Origin of the sequence: Bacillus sp. DB-2 (assembly GCF_003315125.1) — a bacterium.
Classification (GTDB): Bacteria; Bacillota; Bacilli; order Bacillales; family Bacillaceae_G; genus Bacillus_A; species Bacillus_A mycoides.
In genome coordinates this window covers 1-16284 of sequence record NZ_QNRN01000027.1, presented here as the reverse complement: position 1 = coordinate 16284, position 16284 = coordinate 1, and the positions used below count along the sequence as shown (strand labels likewise).

General features: G+C 35.2%; 18 protein-coding genes and 1 tRNA gene. 5 read left to right on the top strand and 14 right to left on the bottom strand.

What is annotated here, in order from left to right:
• Positions 1-2 precede the first annotated feature (2 nt).
• The 6 genes from DET63_RS29140 to DET63_RS29115 form a co-directional block, all read right to left on the bottom strand.
• Positions 3-452, bottom strand: coding sequence for a terminase gpP N-terminus-related DNA-binding protein (locus DET63_RS29140; RefSeq protein ID WP_113938572.1), 450 nt, complete (start codon positions 450-452; stop codon positions 3-5).
• 436 nt (positions 453-888) lie between these two features.
• Positions 889-1263, bottom strand: a complete 375-nt coding sequence (locus DET63_RS29135) for a sigma factor-like helix-turn-helix DNA-binding protein (protein ID WP_113938571.1) — start codon at positions 1261-1263, stop codon at positions 889-891.
• Positions 1264-1274: 11 nt separating this feature from the next.
• Complete coding sequence (locus tag DET63_RS29130) at positions 1275-1502, bottom strand: hypothetical protein (protein ID WP_113938570.1); 228 nt, start codon at positions 1500-1502, stop codon at positions 1275-1277.
• 408 nt (positions 1503-1910) lie between these two features.
• Complete coding sequence (locus DET63_RS29125) at positions 1911-4115, bottom strand: VapE domain-containing protein (RefSeq protein ID WP_113938569.1); 2205 nt, start codon at positions 4113-4115, stop codon at positions 1911-1913.
• Positions 4116-4313: 198 nt separating this feature from the next.
• A complete protein-coding gene (locus tag DET63_RS29120; RefSeq protein ID WP_113938584.1) occupies positions 4314-4613 on the bottom strand; it encodes a helix-turn-helix domain-containing protein in 300 nt (99 codons plus the stop codon).
• Between the two features lie 10 nt (positions 4614-4623).
• Positions 4624-4854 (bottom strand): helix-turn-helix transcriptional regulator, encoded by a 231-nt coding sequence (locus tag DET63_RS29115; RefSeq protein ID WP_113938568.1) that lies wholly within the window; start codon positions 4852-4854, stop codon positions 4624-4626.
• 184 nt (positions 4855-5038) lie between these two features.
• Here DET63_RS29115 and DET63_RS29110 point away from each other — a divergent pair, with 184 nt between their 5' ends.
• Positions 5039-5650 carry a helix-turn-helix domain-containing protein gene (locus tag DET63_RS29110; RefSeq protein WP_113938567.1) on the top strand — a complete coding sequence of 204 codons (612 nt, stop codon included), beginning with the start codon at positions 5039-5041 and terminating at the stop codon, positions 5648-5650.
• Positions 5651-5666: 16 nt separating this feature from the next.
• Positions 5667-6845, top strand: a complete 1179-nt coding sequence (locus DET63_RS29105) for a site-specific integrase (RefSeq protein ID WP_113938566.1) — start codon at positions 5667-5669, stop codon at positions 6843-6845.
• Positions 6846-6923: 78 nt separating this feature from the next.
• Here DET63_RS29105 and groL read toward each other — a convergent pair whose 3' ends face one another.
• Complete coding sequence (groL, locus tag DET63_RS29100) at positions 6924-8558, bottom strand: chaperonin GroEL (RefSeq protein ID WP_002029451.1); 1635 nt, start codon at positions 8556-8558, stop codon at positions 6924-6926.
• A 37-nt stretch (positions 8559-8595) separates the two neighbouring features.
• Positions 8596-8880 carry a co-chaperone GroES gene (groES, locus tag DET63_RS29095; protein WP_113938565.1) on the bottom strand — a complete coding sequence of 95 codons (285 nt, stop codon included), beginning with the start codon at positions 8878-8880 and terminating at the stop codon, positions 8596-8598.
• A 402-nt stretch (positions 8881-9282) separates the two neighbouring features.
• Here groES and DET63_RS29090 point away from each other — a divergent pair, with 402 nt between their 5' ends.
• Positions 9283-10032, top strand: coding sequence for a CPBP family intramembrane glutamic endopeptidase (locus tag DET63_RS29090; protein ID WP_113938564.1), 750 nt, complete (start codon positions 9283-9285; stop codon positions 10030-10032).
• Entirely contained in the window at positions 10029-10220 is a 192-nt protein-coding gene (locus DET63_RS29085) for a YdiK family protein (protein WP_001246201.1), read from the top strand. The genes DET63_RS29090 and DET63_RS29085 overlap by 4 nt, the downstream gene beginning before the upstream one ends.
• A 29-nt stretch (positions 10221-10249) precedes the next feature.
• Here the strand turns inward: DET63_RS29085 and DET63_RS29080 are convergent, their stop codons facing one another.
• On the bottom strand, positions 10250-10879 hold the full coding sequence (locus DET63_RS29080; RefSeq protein WP_000372704.1) for a redox-sensing transcriptional repressor Rex: 630 nt from the start codon (positions 10877-10879) through the stop codon (positions 10250-10252).
• Positions 10880-11066: 187 nt separating this feature from the next.
• On the opposite strand from DET63_RS29080, the gene DET63_RS29075 reads away from it, so the two are divergent.
• Positions 11067-12989, top strand: coding sequence for an ABC-F family ATP-binding cassette domain-containing protein (locus tag DET63_RS29075; RefSeq protein ID WP_090835618.1), 1923 nt, complete (start codon positions 11067-11069; stop codon positions 12987-12989).
• Between the two features lie 411 nt (positions 12990-13400).
• Here DET63_RS29075 and tsaD read toward each other — a convergent pair whose 3' ends face one another.
• From tsaD to DET63_RS29050, 5 genes are all read right to left on the bottom strand, one after another.
• The gene (gene tsaD, locus DET63_RS29070) at positions 13401-14417 is read right to left on the bottom strand and encodes a tRNA (adenosine(37)-N6)-threonylcarbamoyltransferase complex transferase subunit TsaD (RefSeq protein WP_002029447.1); all 1017 of its coding nucleotides are present in this window, start codon (positions 14415-14417) and stop codon (positions 13401-13403) included.
• A complete protein-coding gene (gene rimI / locus DET63_RS29065) occupies positions 14417-14860 on the bottom strand; it encodes a ribosomal protein S18-alanine N-acetyltransferase (RefSeq protein ID WP_113938563.1) in 444 nt (147 codons plus the stop codon). Before rimI ends, tsaD begins: the two co-directional genes overlap by 1 nt.
• Before the next feature lie 13 nt (positions 14861-14873).
• A complete protein-coding gene (gene tsaB, locus DET63_RS29060) occupies positions 14874-15566 on the bottom strand; it encodes a tRNA (adenosine(37)-N6)-threonylcarbamoyltransferase complex dimerization subunit type 1 TsaB (RefSeq protein WP_016094069.1) in 693 nt (230 codons plus the stop codon).
• A complete protein-coding gene (tsaE, locus tag DET63_RS29055; protein WP_113938562.1) occupies positions 15547-16020 on the bottom strand; it encodes a tRNA (adenosine(37)-N6)-threonylcarbamoyltransferase complex ATPase subunit type 1 TsaE in 474 nt (157 codons plus the stop codon). The genes tsaB and tsaE overlap by 20 nt, the downstream gene beginning before the upstream one ends.
• Positions 16021-16194: 174 nt before the next feature.
• Positions 16195-16270 (bottom strand) — tRNA-Asp (locus DET63_RS29050).
• Between the last annotated feature and the right edge of the window lie 14 nt (positions 16271-16284).

Here is a 16284-nt window from a genome sequence, read left to right as displayed (position 1 = left end):
ATTTATATATCAAGTTCTTCATCGTCTTCAGCTTCTTCAATGTTGATACCTAAAAACTCCAGCAACTTTGACATAGACGTGATAACTTTTGTTAATTCTGAAATAGAATCATTCTTTTTAACTGATCCCGTTACACCCATTACAGATACGCCGCGTTCTTCAATATCTTCAATCAATTTGTTTTTGATATCGAAAAATTTCATGTACGTATTCACCATGTCTACGAATTGCATTTCGTTTTCTAGACCTTTATCTTTCAATTTAGACATCAGTAAATCATAAAGCTTTTGACGATCTACATTTGCCAATAGTTCTACCCACTTGTAACGGTGACGCCAATTGTTTAGCGTACTCTCTTTGACTTCTAATTCTGCTGCGATTTCTTTAAACGAGTATTTTCCGCTTTTATACATTTCATAAGCTGTTTGTTTTTTGTCTTCATTTGAAATCATACTTTCATCACCCTTTCATCACTTGTTTTATTATTTTTTTAAAATGAAAATCACTATTTGACGTGTATATTTGAGTTGTGATAATCTAAATTTAACGAAACAAACGTTGATTTCATGCGGTTTATAGGTTCATAAGTAACAATTTAATTTACCGATTAAAAACATAAATGTTTTCCTAAAAAAAATAGGAAAGCATCTTTTTTAGGCCTTTTTTTCTATTTTCCGCGCGCGAAAAGCAAAAAATAAAAAGACAAATCTCCCCCCCGCGTTGCCAGCCCTCCCCCCAAAAACATTCATATATAAGAAAGGGGGGGTATTATAGAAAAATTTATTTTTAATTTTTGTTTACAAATGAACAATTCAATTCTTGTTTAATTAATTAAATAGTTTTTAAAATATTTTATTTTCCTTCCACAGTTCTTTATCCTCCTGCCTTTTATCTCTCAGCAAACTTGATTCTCCTCATAATCTCAGCATGTTTCACTTTAATATAGTGCGTACTGTAATTTAATTTGGTTCCTATACCTTCCAACGTCATTCCATCAATATATTTCAGCTTAAGTATCTGTTGTTCTAAGTTTTTAAAATTACTCACTAAGTCAACGAGCTGTTGCAATTGTTCTTTCTTAAATGTGAGCTTCTTCTTAAGTTGATCCAGTATCTTTTCTGTTTCTTCATTGCCTGTATTAATTGTTAATATATCTTTCCCCCATTTACTCTGACGTTTTGATTCAGCATGTATTCTATTAAACTTGTATTCCAAATAAGCGATTTCTTCTTCTAACATTTGATAATCTTTAAGGCAAACCAATTACGTATCACCTACTTAGATTCGCTCTTTGTAACAACCTCTCTACCCGATAGCTTCATCTTCTTAAGGACATAGCCTGTACGAATATAAGGACTATCCTCCTCAAAACAATGTGCATCCCTGTGTCCTTCACCTGTTCCGTGATGATGAAACTTTTTACAGTATTGACACCATGTACTAAGATTTCCTTTTTCATCACGTTCAATTGCTAATACAATTGGAGCTTTTTTAGTTGCCATTTACTAACCTTCTTTCATTTTTTAGTTGTATCTGAAAAAGTAACCTCACACGCACCTTCACACTGGGTGAACAGCATCTAGATTAATAGTGAACACCAAGGTGAACACATATTTAATGTAAACGTTCTACCCCAAAACCTTGATATAACTAGGTTTGCAGCAAAGCGAACACTATGAACACCAGAAATCGGCAAAAGTAACAAACTGTGAATTCTTTCTGCTACTCTCTCTACCTACTTCTCTATATTCTTACTTTTACACTTTTATATAGATTATGGTGTTCATGGTGTTCGCTTTTCCCTCTATCCATTGGTATGACTGGGTTTAAAGGTAGAACAGCAACTTGTGTTTTACCTGTTCACCTACGTGTTCGCTTGTGTTCACCATAACAATTACCTGTTCACTCTATTAACATGAAGGTTTACCAGCAAAAGGCGGTGTTATCCATCCTCTTTCTCTGTCTTTACCCTTTTGTTTTCTTACTGCACCGTACTTCTTAAGTGCTATAGCTGCATTTTTCGTATTCTTAGTTAAATCCAATTCCTTGAAAATAACTTTACTGCTCTTCCACGTCCACAGTTCTTTAGATGTACCCCAAGAAAACCCACTTAAAATTTCAATTTCCTCATGTGTCTGCAGTTCACTTTCTTCGTTGTGTTCTTTTTGTTTCTGTGCTTCTTCACTAGTAAGAAGGTGGGAAGCATTTTTTAACGCCATTGTGGCGATTTCTCCCCAAAACTGGTCAATATCAATCGCTTTTAAGTCACTTATCTTATCGCCTACGTTTATTACAGCGTATCGTCTATTTCCTGTCTTATCTTTCAAAAATTCATCGTCATTAACAGTTGCAAAAAATACTGTCATCCTCGGATATTTAACTGATAACCTCTGATATGGTCGTCTAAACTCGTCAACATTCTCTGTAAAGAATGCTTTTAGTGCCGCCTGTTCAAATTTCATTGTGGAATCTAACTCACCTAACTCAACAGCAAAGTTGCTTACTGCTTCGATTACACTGTCTTTGTTCTCTGGGTTAAGTCTTTTACCTGTTTTAAAATAATCATCACCTAGTGAGTTAAATAACAACTTGAACCAGAATGTTTTCCCACAACCTTGAGAACCTTGAAGGACAAGTACAAATTCTTGATTCATCTTCCCATTTTCGTTAAATGCAAGTTTAACAGCTTGGATTGCCCATTTTTTTAAATATGCAATTCCTAATTCTCTATCTGATCTAGCGTTTAATGTGGTGAAAATTTCCTCGATACGACTCTTTCCGTCCCACTTCTTAGATACGTTTAAGAAATATTCAGCTACTTTGTTCTTCTTATTACAGCTAGCTAAATATAAAAGATGGTCAATTAGTTTATCCTTTGTTATGAAATAATCCATATCAATAGCTTCTTCTATAATCCCTTGCGCATGATGATCTGCTATTTCACCATCAAAATATAAATTTAATGATGATAAGTATTCACGTTTTCTTATTACATCGTAATAAACCTCTATGCCCATTGAATCTAATAACTTCTTAGTATTTTCAGCTTTAACAAGGATTTTGTTTCTGCTATTTCTTTTAAAATCTATTTCATTTTGTACTTTTGGTTCTTCTTGTTTATGAATGCCTTGCCCACCACTTATATGTTCCTCGTAATACGCCCTCACTTTTTCGTCTTTCTTACAATGCTCAACCATGGCTTTATAACTAGGCTTGTCCTTCATATCCTCCGTGCCGTTATCTAGGTGAGAAAATTTATGTAGCCTATATAAGTCAAAACTGTTTACATTCTTACCGCTTATCGGGTCTGTTGAATGATTGCTGTGCGCATGCGTACCATCGTCATAAACAATTAATCCACCTTTAGAGCTTCCCTCAACATAGGTATATCTATTATTTCTAAATGGCTCATATTTATCTGACAAGAAGTTTTCCAAAACATCCGTTATCGAATAAATATTTGTCCATGCCCCAATCCAGTTTTGTTTTGTACGTGGATCAGCTTTTTCATTATTTTTAAAAGTCTTGATTTCTTCATGCTGTTTTGTAATGAAGCTAGCATCAAAGAAAGGGAAGTCTTGATAATAAAATTCATAATTATCAGGGTTACTACAAGTCGGATAGTGCATGTGTCGCTCAAATTCACATGAAGTCTCATCTATCCACACTTGGAGAATATCCACTAAATATCGTGTGACTTCTTTGTAGTGTTCCGGCTCAATATCATGATGCAAAGGTATGATAACCCTGTAACGTGGATTCTCTTTTGTATGATTGTGTGTTGAATACATAGCAACCGCAAAATTTGTGAAACCCTCAATGTTCTCCCATACATTTACCCCTTCTGACACTTCATCTATATCGATTAATATGATGCTTCTGCTTTTTACATTAGCTTTATTCCTACGATCTTGAACATATCCACCTATAAAACCACCTGCATTGCCTTTCTCATTGGTTATCATAGGCTCGCTTATCCTGTTTAAAAACTCCCCGTATGCCATCTTTTGGTTAATGGCATTTGTTTTTGTAAGGGATTTAAAATCAGTTATATCTATTAATCTGTCATATTTAAGTTCTATTTTTTCTTTGTGTGATGTTATAGTAGATAACAATTTCTCACCTCCTTTTTTATCTTGATAGTTTTTTTGAAGGTTTAATTTCTAATAAAATTATTACCCTTGAGCTAATATTCGATTAATCTCTTCTAAAACTTTGATTGCTTCCAGATCTCCGTTCTCCGCTTTTTCTAAAATAATATGTAACTTTTTTTTCATGTTTTGTTCCGTCATTTTTTAAAAAATCTCCCTCATTTAAGATTCAAAACAGTAAAGCTTTATGTCATTGTTAATAGCATTCATATCGGAAGTCAGATCATCCAAAAATTCATCCACTTCGTTTTTTTTAAACAAATATTTGCTACCAACCTTGTAATACTTCAAACCATTTTTAATAAGACGATCTTCTATAATTGGTTTGCTAATATTCAAATACTCGGATAGTTCTTTATAAGTTAAAAAATATTTTTGTTTAGCTAATTCCTCAACTTTTTCATTAATTGCTTTTTCTAATATTGAATTAACCGTCTTTTCATCAAGCTGAACATTTAACAATTTACTCACCTCATTTTATTTTTTTGTTGGACCTCTCCTCAATTGTGAAAATATCATCAAAGTTCAATAGCAAAGTATCGCAAATTTTTTTTGCAGTATCAGGTCTTGGTGATTGTTTTCCATTTGATATTTGAATGAATGTTGCTTCTGACATACCGCTTTCACGTGCAAAAGCACGTTTAGAAAACCCTCTTTTTGCAATAATTTCATTAAATTCACTACGAGATTTTAATATAATCAACTTTTCCACCACCATTCTAAACAACATATACAACAAAATGATTAGTGTATTGGTTATTTCGATTTACAAATCCATCATAATACCGCATTAATTGGTTGTCAAGTCATTTTGATTAGTGTATTGGTTATTTTGATTAGTTATGATATCATTAGGGTAAACTAATTCGAAAAAGGAGTTTATTTTTATGGGACTAATTCATTGTAATTTGAGGGTTTTAATGGCTGAACGGGGGCTTAACATTCAAAAAGTTAAAGATAAAACTACTTTATCTAGGACAACCATTTCTAACTTATACAATAACTACGGATCGGGAATTCAATTTGATACAATAAGACAATTATGTGAATTACTAAAGTGCAAACCTGGCGACCTAATTTCTTACATTGATATAAAGCCAGAATTCGAAGTTATTACTGAAGAACCAGAAATATCAATGGATGAGTCTACTCATGTTGTAGATGAAGAAGGAACCGAATATCAGTTTATTTCACAAATCGACACAACTTTAACACTACATTGCAAACTTTGGTATGAAGGAGAAAATCATGAATTTGATTTTCCAACAAAAGTAAAGTATGGGATAAACGAAAAAAAACTTATCGATGGTTTACACATCGGGATTCCTCCCCTTTTTGAATTTAAAATAGATCAACTCAAATTATCTGGGTATGTGGAATCATATGTTTATAACAAATTAGATGATTTTCTAATCGAATGGGGCATTGAATTCTTTAATGATAATGAAATTGAAGGAATGGACATCTCATATATCGATCACTATGAGTTACTAACATAAAAAAGAGGGGAATCTAATGGCATACATCTATAAAAAGGGGAAAAAGTGGGCTTTTCGTGCATATATGGGCACAGATCCTATAACAGGAAAGGAAATAAAAAAGAGTAAATCTGGTTTTTTAACGCAAAAGGATGCTAAACTTGCAGCCGCTTTATTCGAAAGACAATTCCATAATGGGGAATATATTCAGCCTTCTAAAATAGCCTTCTTAAACCTTTATAACGATTGGGAAAGGCATTATAGTCAAGATGCTAAAGAAAGCAGTGTGAGGGCAAGAACGATTGCTTTAAAGCATATTATTAATGAGTTTGGACAACTTCCGATTCAAAAGATAACTAAAAAAGCTTATCAAGATGTCATTGACAAGCTTTCTACTCAATTCAGTACAAATTATATTTCCAGTATCCATACTTCAACAAATATGGTTTTCGAGTACGCTCATACACTTAATTTAATTAAGGAGCTACCAACAAAAGGCATAAAACTACCTAAAAAGAAAAAAACTGTTTCTGACCTTGAAAATGATAATTCAATAAATGAAAAGTTTCTTGAAAAAGAGGAATTAGAAGAGTTTCTAACAGTAGCTAAGGATGAAGGCTTAGAGAGTGATCTACTGGCTTTCACCATATTAGCTTATACTGGCTTAAGAATTGGGGAAATGGTGGCTTTAAAATGGTCTGATATTGATTTTGACGAACATACACTAAGAGTTATAAAAACTTACTACAATCCAACGAACAACAAGTTAAAATATACATTGCTGACACCCAAAACAGAGGGTTCAATTCGCACTATAACAATAGACCCTCTTTTAGTTAATATGCTCAAGCTACACAAACAACAACAAGAGAAGATAATGGCGGATAACAAACCTTTTTATAAAGACAATGATTTTATTTTTTCAACCAATGAGGGTTATCCTAAGACAATTAAGCATTTATCAATTAGAATGCAGCGATTACTTAAGAAAACATCTATTCAAAAACAAGTAACACCCCATTCTTTTAGACATACGCACACTTCCTTGTTAATTGAAGCAAATGTACACATAAAAGAGATACAAGAACGATTAGGACATTCAGATATTAATACTACTATGGATATTTACGCACATATGACAAAGAACGTAAAAAAAGAGGCCTCCAATAAGTTTGGTAACTTAATGAAAGACCTCTCTAAAAATCTCACCGACTAATACCGGTCACTTTTTCAGACACTAATCAAGGTGTAAAGGCTTATAATCGTTGATATAACAAGGTTTTTACACCTTTTATTACATCATTCCGCCCATACCACCCATGCCCATGCCGCCCATGTCAGGCATTGCTGGTGCATTTGGTTCTGGCTTGTCAGCAACTACAGCTTCAGTTGTTAAGAACATAGCTGCAACAGATGCTGCGTTTTGAAGTGCAGAACGAGTTACTTTAGCTGGATCTACGATACCAGACTCAAGCATGTTAACCCATTCGCCAGTAGCTGCGTTGAAACCAACGCCTACTTTTTCGCCTTTTAGACGCTCTACAACTACAGATCCTTCTAGACCAGCGTTGATTGCGATTTGACGAACTGGCTCTTCTAGTGCACGAAGTACGATGTTGATACCTGTTGCTTCGTCGCCTTCAGCTACGATAGAAGCTACTTTTGTGTATACGTTCATAAGTGAAGTACCACCACCTGCAACGATACCTTCTTCTACTGCTGCACGAGTTGAGTTAAGTGCATCTTCAATGCGAAGTTTGCGCTCTTTTAACTCAGTTTCAGTTGCTGCACCTACTTTAATTACTGCTACACCGCCCGCAAGTTTAGCAAGACGCTCTTGTAATTTTTCACGATCGAATTCAGAAGTAGTTTCTTCTAATTGCGCGCGGATTTGACCGATGCGAGCTTCGATTTGTTGTGAATTTCCAATACCTTCAACTACAGTTGTGTTTTCTTTCGTTACAACAATTTTACCAGCACGTCCTAAAGATTCAACTGTAGCAGATTTTAAGTCACGTCCTAATTCTTCAGTGATTACTTCGCCACCAGTTAAGATTGCGATATCTTCTAGCATTGCTTTACGACGGTCACCAAATCCAGGAGCTTTAACAGCAACTACATTGAATGTACCACGAAGTTTGTTCACTACTAATGTAGCTAACGCTTCGCCTTCTACATCTTCAGCAATGATAAGAAGTGGTTTACCTTGTTGTACCACTTGCTCTAATACTGGTAAGATTTCTTGAATGTTAGAAATCTTCTTGTCAGTAATTAAAATGTATGGGTTATCAAGAACTGCTTCCATTTTGTCAGAATCAGTAATCATGTAAGGAGATGCATATCCACGATCAAATTGCATACCTTCTACTACGTCTAATTCTGTTGTGAATCCTTTAGATTCTTCTAAAGTAATAACGCCGTCATTACCAACGCGCTCCATTGCTTCAGCGATTAATTGACCTACTTCTTCGTCAGCCGAAGAAATAGCAGCTACTTGTGCGATAGAAGATTTACCTTCGATTGGTTTAGAAATCGCTTTTAATTCTTCAATTGCAGCAGTAACAGCTTTTTCGATACCTTTACGAAGACCCATTGGGTTTGCACCAGCTGTTACGTTTTTAAGACCTTCACGAATCATAGCTTGCGCTAATACAGTTGCAGTTGTCGTTCCGTCACCAGCTACATCGTTTGTTTTGCTAGCAACTTCTGCTACTAATTTCGCACCCATGTTTTCGAATGCATCTTCTAATTCGATTTCTTTTGCGATTGTTACACCGTCATTTGTAATAAGTGGTGAACCGAATTTTTTCTCAAGTACAACGTTACGACCTTTTGGTCCAAGCGTTACTTTTACTGCGTTTGCAAGAGTGTCGACACCGCGAAGCATCGAACGACGTGCTTCTTCACTAAATTTAATATCTTTTGCCATAATAATTGACCCCCTTGGATTTTTAAAATGTATATAATTAACCGATAATTGCTAAAATGTCACTTTCACGTAAAATCAAGTAGTCTGTACCTTCGTATTTCACTTCAGTACCTGCATATTTTGAGAAGATGATAAGATCACCTGCTGCTACCTCTAAAGCAACACGATCACCATTTTCAAGCACTCGGCCTGTACCTACTGCAATAACTTTACCCTCTTGTGGTTTTTCTTTTGCAGTTTCTGGTAATACAATACCACTTGCTGTTTTTTCTTCTGCTTGAACAAGTTCAATTACAACGCGATCACCTAATGGCTTTAGCATGAACAACAACCTCCTCATTTTGTTATGTAAATTTTATTTATTAGCACTCAAGTCACACGAGTGCTAACACACTTCTAATAATAAATAATCTCAATTTCTTTTGCAAGTAAAAAAATCATAATTTTTTCGCAAATTACTTTATGCACTTTCCTATATAGCATTACTTCTTCTACTGCCTTTACCATATGAATCGTTGTTCCCACTTCTTGTATGTTACAATATGAAAGACACCCTAAGTTGTTTTCGCTACACGTTCAACTTTTTCCTGTCTCCTATTTTATTTTCAAATACTTATTTACAAAAAAAATATAATTCAAATGAAAGTTTATATCGTAGGTAGCATATTTACATGTTATCCTACCTTATCTCATACACTAGAGTTAGAAAGGATGGTTAAACCATTTGAAGAAACAATATTGGTGGATTATCGTTACATACATTTTAATGCAGTTATCTGGAATTGTTGGCTTACCACTACTCCTAAAAACAGGACTCTATGATAATAGAGGATTTACCATGGAGGAAAAAGGTCAAATCATAACGGGACATTGGGCAATCATTAGCTTCTTTGTTGCATTATGCATCGTGCTTTGGTTACTTAGAATAGATATTCGTGACAGGCATTTAGATAAAATGCGTGTTACGATCCCAGCTACAGTTGGTTGGATTATAATCGGTATTCTCTTAGCTTTCTCTTCCCAAATAATTGCCGGTATGATCGAAATGCGTCTACTAGGAATTAAACAAGGTTCGGAAAATACAATGAAGCTGATGGAAATTGCAAGAACGACACCTTGGTTCCTCATTGTTGTATCTATAATCGGACCTATCTTAGAGGAAATCGTATTTAGAAAAATTTTATTTGGCACACTTTATAAGAGATTTAATTTCTTTGTTGCTGCTATCATTAGTTCACTAGTATTCGCGGCGATTCATTTTGATTTTACTCACTTATTGGTATACACTTCTATGGGGCTCGTATTCGCCTTTTTATACGTAAAAACGAAACGAATTATAGTTCCTATTGCAGCCCATGTGGCAATGAATACATTAGTCGCTATTGGACAAATTTTTATGAGTAATGAGCAAATTCAAGAAATGATTAAAGAAGCTGAAAAAATGCAAGGCTTTATCGGAGGATTTTTAGTATGAGAAACTCACCATTGTTCATGGCTGCATTGTACTTTCTTCTTGGATGTATCTTTACACGCTTCGCCATTACGAACGTAACAGATACAATCTGGAATATGTGGACAATACTATTTGCAGTTATGGCAACAATTGATTTTAATTTGGCACTTCGCCTTATCTTAGTTAAATTCACAAAGAAAAAACAATAATAAAACGCAGAGGTCATCTCCTCTGCGTTTTATTGTGGATAATTCTTCAAAAAGTAAACAAGCGTTTGTAACTCTACAGCTAAATCAATGTGATGAATTCTTATATTCTCTGACACATTTAAGCGTGCTGGTGTGAAATTTAAAATACCATGCACGTTCGTTTCTGCCAATCTATCTGCCACAGATTGCGCTACTGTAGCGGGTACTGTTAATATTGCCACTTGTATATCAGTTGATAAACGTTCTTCTAGTTCATCCAAATGATATACAGGAATGCCTCCGATTTCTGTTCCAACTTTCTCTTCACTAACATCAAACGCCATTTCAATTTTTGTATTATTGTTTTTCGTGAAATTATAATGTAAGAAAGCGGTCCCTAAATTACCTACTCCAATAAGTGCCACGCGTGTTATATCATCTTGGTCGAGTGTTTCACGGAAAAATGATAATAAATAATTTACGTTATATCCATATCCTTTTTTCCCTAACGCTCCAAAATATGAAAAATCTCTTCGAATAGTTGCGGAATCAACCTTTACCGCTTCACTCAATTCGGCTGATGAAACACGTTGCTTACCAGAAAGAGATAAGTTTTGGATAAATCGATAGTATAGAGGCAATCGTTTGGCAGTGGCCTGTGGAATTTTTTGCTGATCCATATAACCTCTCCTCTCTTCCTATCTTTATTCTTATACTCGAATCAAATACAGAAGTTTAGTACTCATGAATTTCCTTGTATAATAAAGAGAAGAAGTATTCTCTCTTTATTTTAAACTATACACTATTTTTAGTATGATTGAGAAATATAAACATGGCAAAGTTAAGAAATTATTTGAGGTGAAAACATTGATATTATTACAAGTGAATGGGCTTTCGAAATTATACGGTGCAGAAACGATTCTTGCAAACATAAAATTGGAAGTACAAACAAAAGATCGTATCGCATTAGTCGGACGAAATGGAGCCGGAAAATCTACATTATTAAAAATAATAGCTGGCGAGTTATCTCATGATGGTGGTGAAATTATAAAACCAAAAGATGTCTCAATGGGGTATTTAGCTCAAAATACCGGATTAGAAACGTCTTTAACAATTTGGGATGAAATGTTAACCGTCTTTACACACTTGCAGCAGATGGAGACAAAACTTCGAAGGCTAGAGCAAGAGATGGGAAAAGAAGAAAACTTTTCAAATGCGGCTATATATGAGAAATTATTAGCTGATTATGACCAATTACAATTAGATTATAAGGATCAAGGCGGCTATCAGTACGAAGCGGATATACGCTCAATTTTAAGCGGTCTTGGCTTCCCAGTTGAAACGCATCAGACGAAAATTTCCACATTAAGTGGTGGACAAAAGACTCGATTAGCTCTTGGGAAATTATTATTAACTAGACCGGACTTACTTATTTTAGACGAACCTACAAACCATTTGGACATTGAGACACTAACATGGCTTGAACAATATTTACAAGGCTATCCTGGCGCGATTTTAATCGTTTCCCATGACCGTTATTTCTTAGATAAACTCGTTACACAAGTATACGAAATTTCTAATAAGGAAAGCCGACGATTTGTTGGTAACTACAGTAAATATTTAGATTCAAAATCAGCTCTATACGAGCAAGAGATGAAGCGTTATGAAAAACAACAAGATGAAATTTCTAAACTGGAAGACTTTGTACAAAAAAATATAGCTCGTGCATCTACGACAAAACGCGCTCAAAGTCGCCGTAAACAATTAGACAGAATGGAAGTATTAACTAGACCATTAGGCGATTCTAAATCAGCTTCCTTCCACTTCGATATTGAAAAACAAAGTGGAAATGATGTTTTACAAGTGAAAGATGCAACTATTGGCTATTATCAGGAACCGATTATTGAACATGTAAATATGCGCTTAACTCGCGGTGACAGTGTTGCCTTAGTTGGGCCGAACGGAATTGGAAAATCTACATTATTAAAATCCATTGTGAATAAGTTACAGCTATTACATGGAAACGTTGCTTTCGGGTCAAATGTATCTGTTGGTTATTATGATCAAGAACAAGCCAACTTAACATCTTCGAAGCGAGTTTTAAATGAATTATGGGATGAATATCCATTGCAGCCCGAAAAAGAAATTCGCACTATACTAGGCAACTTTTTATTCACAGGGGATGATGTACTCAAACCAGTATCTTCTCTTAGTGGTGGACAAAAGGCTCGACTAGCTCTTGCAAAACTTATGATGCAAAAATCCAATTTATTAATTCTCGATGAGCCAACAAACCATCTTGATTTAAATAGTAAAGAGATTTTGGAGAATGCTTTAATTGATTACCCAGGTACTCTTCTATTCGTCTCTCATGACCGCTATTTTATTAATCGCGTAACGACAACCGTTGTTGAGTTATCAACAGAAGGTGCACAAGAATATTTAGGTGATTACGATTATTACGTTGAAAAGAAAAACGAAATGATTGAACGTGCGGAACTAGAGCAAGAAGATGAAGTACCTGTTCAAAAAGTGGTGGCACAAGAAAAATTAAATTATCTCGAAGAAAAAGAACGTAAACAGCTAGAGCGTCAACGTACTCGAAAGATTGAAGAACTGGAACAAAATATCGTAGGCTTAGAAGAAGAAATTGCTACGTTAGAAGATCAGCTTTGCTTACCAGAAATATATGCAGATTATGAAAAGGCTAGTGAAATTACAACTAAAAAGCAAACACTGCAAGAACAGCTTGAAGCTTGTATGGCAGAATGGGAAGAACTGCATATATAAGAGAATTTAAAAGAGGAGGATGTCTCATAAGTCGGGCTTTTTGACGAGATGACCTCCTTTTTATCTTCTTTTTTGGAATCAATACCATAGTAAATAAAATTATATAACCAATTCGACAAGGATTGACAATAGTAGCACCTTATATAATAAGTGGAGGATGTTTCAAATTTTTTTTGCCATCTCCTTGTTTTTTATTTCCCAAAAAAGAATTTATTCAAAGGTCAGACTTCCTCTATGTTATCCACAAGGTTATGCACATATCCACCTTTATAATATAAACTCCCAAATAACTTTTCCACATTATCCACAACTAAATAAAAAGTTATACACATTTTATACACACAAAAAAACCCATATTATCAACAGATAATATGGGTTTTATCCACAGGCTGTGGTTAATTTTGTGTATAACTATGCTTCAATATCTAATCCTGGATTTGCATTTAAAGCTAATGTAGCGCGTTTTCCTTGTTCGTATGCAATTGTACCTGCAGCCGCAATCATCGCTGCATTATCTGTGCATAAAGATAGAGGAGGAATAATTAGCTCTATATTTTCTTTTTGTGCAAATTCTGCTGCTAAACGTGCACGAAGCCCTTTATTAGCAGCTACTCCACCAGCAAGAAGCACTTGTTTTACATTATAAGCATCTGCTGCACGAGACGCTTTCGTTACAAGTACATCTATTACACTTTCTTGGAAACTTGCTGCTAAATCTTCTGGTGCAATTTCTATACCGCGCTGTTTTGCGTTATGCACAGTGTTGATAACTGCTGATTTCAATCCACTAAAGCTGAAATCATACGAATCAGGTTCTAGCCACGCACGAGGCAAATCAATTGTTGGTTTTCCTTCATGTGCAAGGCGATCAATATGAGGACCACCTGGATAAGGCATTGATAATGTACGAGCTACTTTATCGTAAGCTTCTCCTGCCGCATCATCTCGCGTTTCACCAATCACTTCAAATGAACCATGTTCTTTCATATAAACAAGCTCCGTATGTCCACCGGATACAACAAGCGATAGTAACGGGAATTGTACTTCTTTTACTAAACGATTCGCATAAATATGACCAGCAATATGATGAACACCAACTAGAGGGATATCATGAGCAAAAGCCACAGCTTTCGCTGCATTTACACCTATTAAAAGTGCTCCGACTAAACCTGGGCCTTCTGTTACAGCAATTGCATCAATATCCTCAAAAGTGATATTCGCTTCTTTTAAAGCTTCTTCTAACACAACTGTGATTTCTTCTACATGATGACGGGATGCAATCTCTGGTACTACTCCGCCAAAACGCTTATGACTTTCAATTTGCGATGCAACGACATTCGCAATGATTTCCGTTCCATTTTTAACAACTGCTACAGCTGTTTCATCACAGCTTGTTTCAATACCAAGTATAATTATATTTTTTTCCATTATATATTCACCCACATTACAAGACCATCTTCCTGATTGTCTGCATAGTATCGTTTACGAATCCCACCATTTTGAAATCCGTATTTTCTGTATAACTGCTTTGCTACTTCATTTGACACGCGTACTTCAAGTGTCATTGTTTTTACTCCTAACCCTTTCGCTTCGGAAATGACTTCTTTTAATAAGGCATCCCCTAGCTTTTGACCTCTGTATTCCGGCAGGATAGCTATATTTGTTACATGTGATTCATCAATAATTATCCACAATCCACAATATCCAATTACGAGACCATCTTTTTCTAGCACGACATAATGTGCATGTTCATTCACCTCTAATTCACGGTGAAAGGCATCTGCAGTCCAAGGGGTTGAAAAAGATGCTTCTTCAATAGCTACAATTTGAACAATATCATCGAGTGCCATCTTTCTAAATATCATATCCATCTTCTGTAGGCCCCTATTGTTTTTGACTTTCTAACCATTTTGTTTCAGCTTCAGCTAAACGAAGATAGCTAGGAACAAACGTATGCACGTCTTGTTCTTCTTTTTGTAATCCTAAACATGCTAATTCACTTGGTCTTGGGTTATTCTTAGTGAACGGAGCAAATACAGCTTGATCACCTAAATATTCTACAATTGTTTCTTTATGCAATTTAACATCGTTACCAATAAATAAAACAGGCTGTTCTTTATCTTTTAACATTTGCAACCAGTCAACAATAAGAATAATTCGGTCTTCTTCTATTGAAGTTATACACTCTCCTTCATATGTATATAACCCCGTGTAAATTTGACCACGTCGGCCATCAAATAAAGGACAAATTAGTCCATTAAAATTAGTACCATTTGCAGCCACCACTTCCAAACTTGATACACCTACAATTGGTATTTGAAGTGACCAAGCTAATGTTTTTGCCGCTGTTACACCTATACGAACACCTGTATATGATCCCGGTCCAGCTGCTACAACAATTTTAGTCAATTCTTTCGGTTTTACACCGCATTCTTTTAACAGTTTCTCTACAGCTGGCATAAGACGTACAGAATGGTTTTTTGTTAAATTTGTAATGATTTCCCCAATCACGTTCCCTTCCTCAATAAGGGATACACCCATTACGTAATTTGAAGTATCAATTGCTAGTACTTTCATCTTGTAATAGCTCCTCACATAATCTAATATAGCGATCTCCAATTGGCTCGAGTACAATTTTTCTTGTATCATCTCCAGCATGGAATAAACTAATTTGCAACTTCTCATTCGGTAAATATGCTTCTATTAAATGAGCCCATTCTACTACTGTAATCCCTTCACCATAGAAATACTCATCAAATCCTAAATCTTCTTCACTTTCCGCTAACCGATACACATCCATATGATATAGCGGTAATCTTCCTTTATATTCTTTAATAATATTGAAGGTAGGACTATTTACGACTCTTTTCACTCCAAGACCTTTTGCTAGTCCTTTTGTAAAAGTCGTCTTGCCAGCTCCAAGATCACCTTCTAAAATAATTACATCTTTTTCCTTTACAAGTCTCCCTAATTTTTCTGATAATCGCTGGGTTTCTTCGGAAGATTTTGTTGTCATTTCATATTTACTCACAGACTTCACCTACTTTACTCACAATGTTCTCTGCTCTTTATTATACAGGTTTTAAATATATAAAAAAGTCCTTAGGAGTTTTCCTAAGGATAGTTTGACTGTCTTTATTAGTTTTTTGTTAAAACAAATAAAAAAATACGAAACAACTTGTTTCGTTCTTTTCTTTATATAAAATGGCGGTCCCGACCGGGGTCGAACCGGCGATCTCCTGCGTGACAGGCAGGCATGTTAACCACTACACCACGGGACCATTTGGTTGCGGGG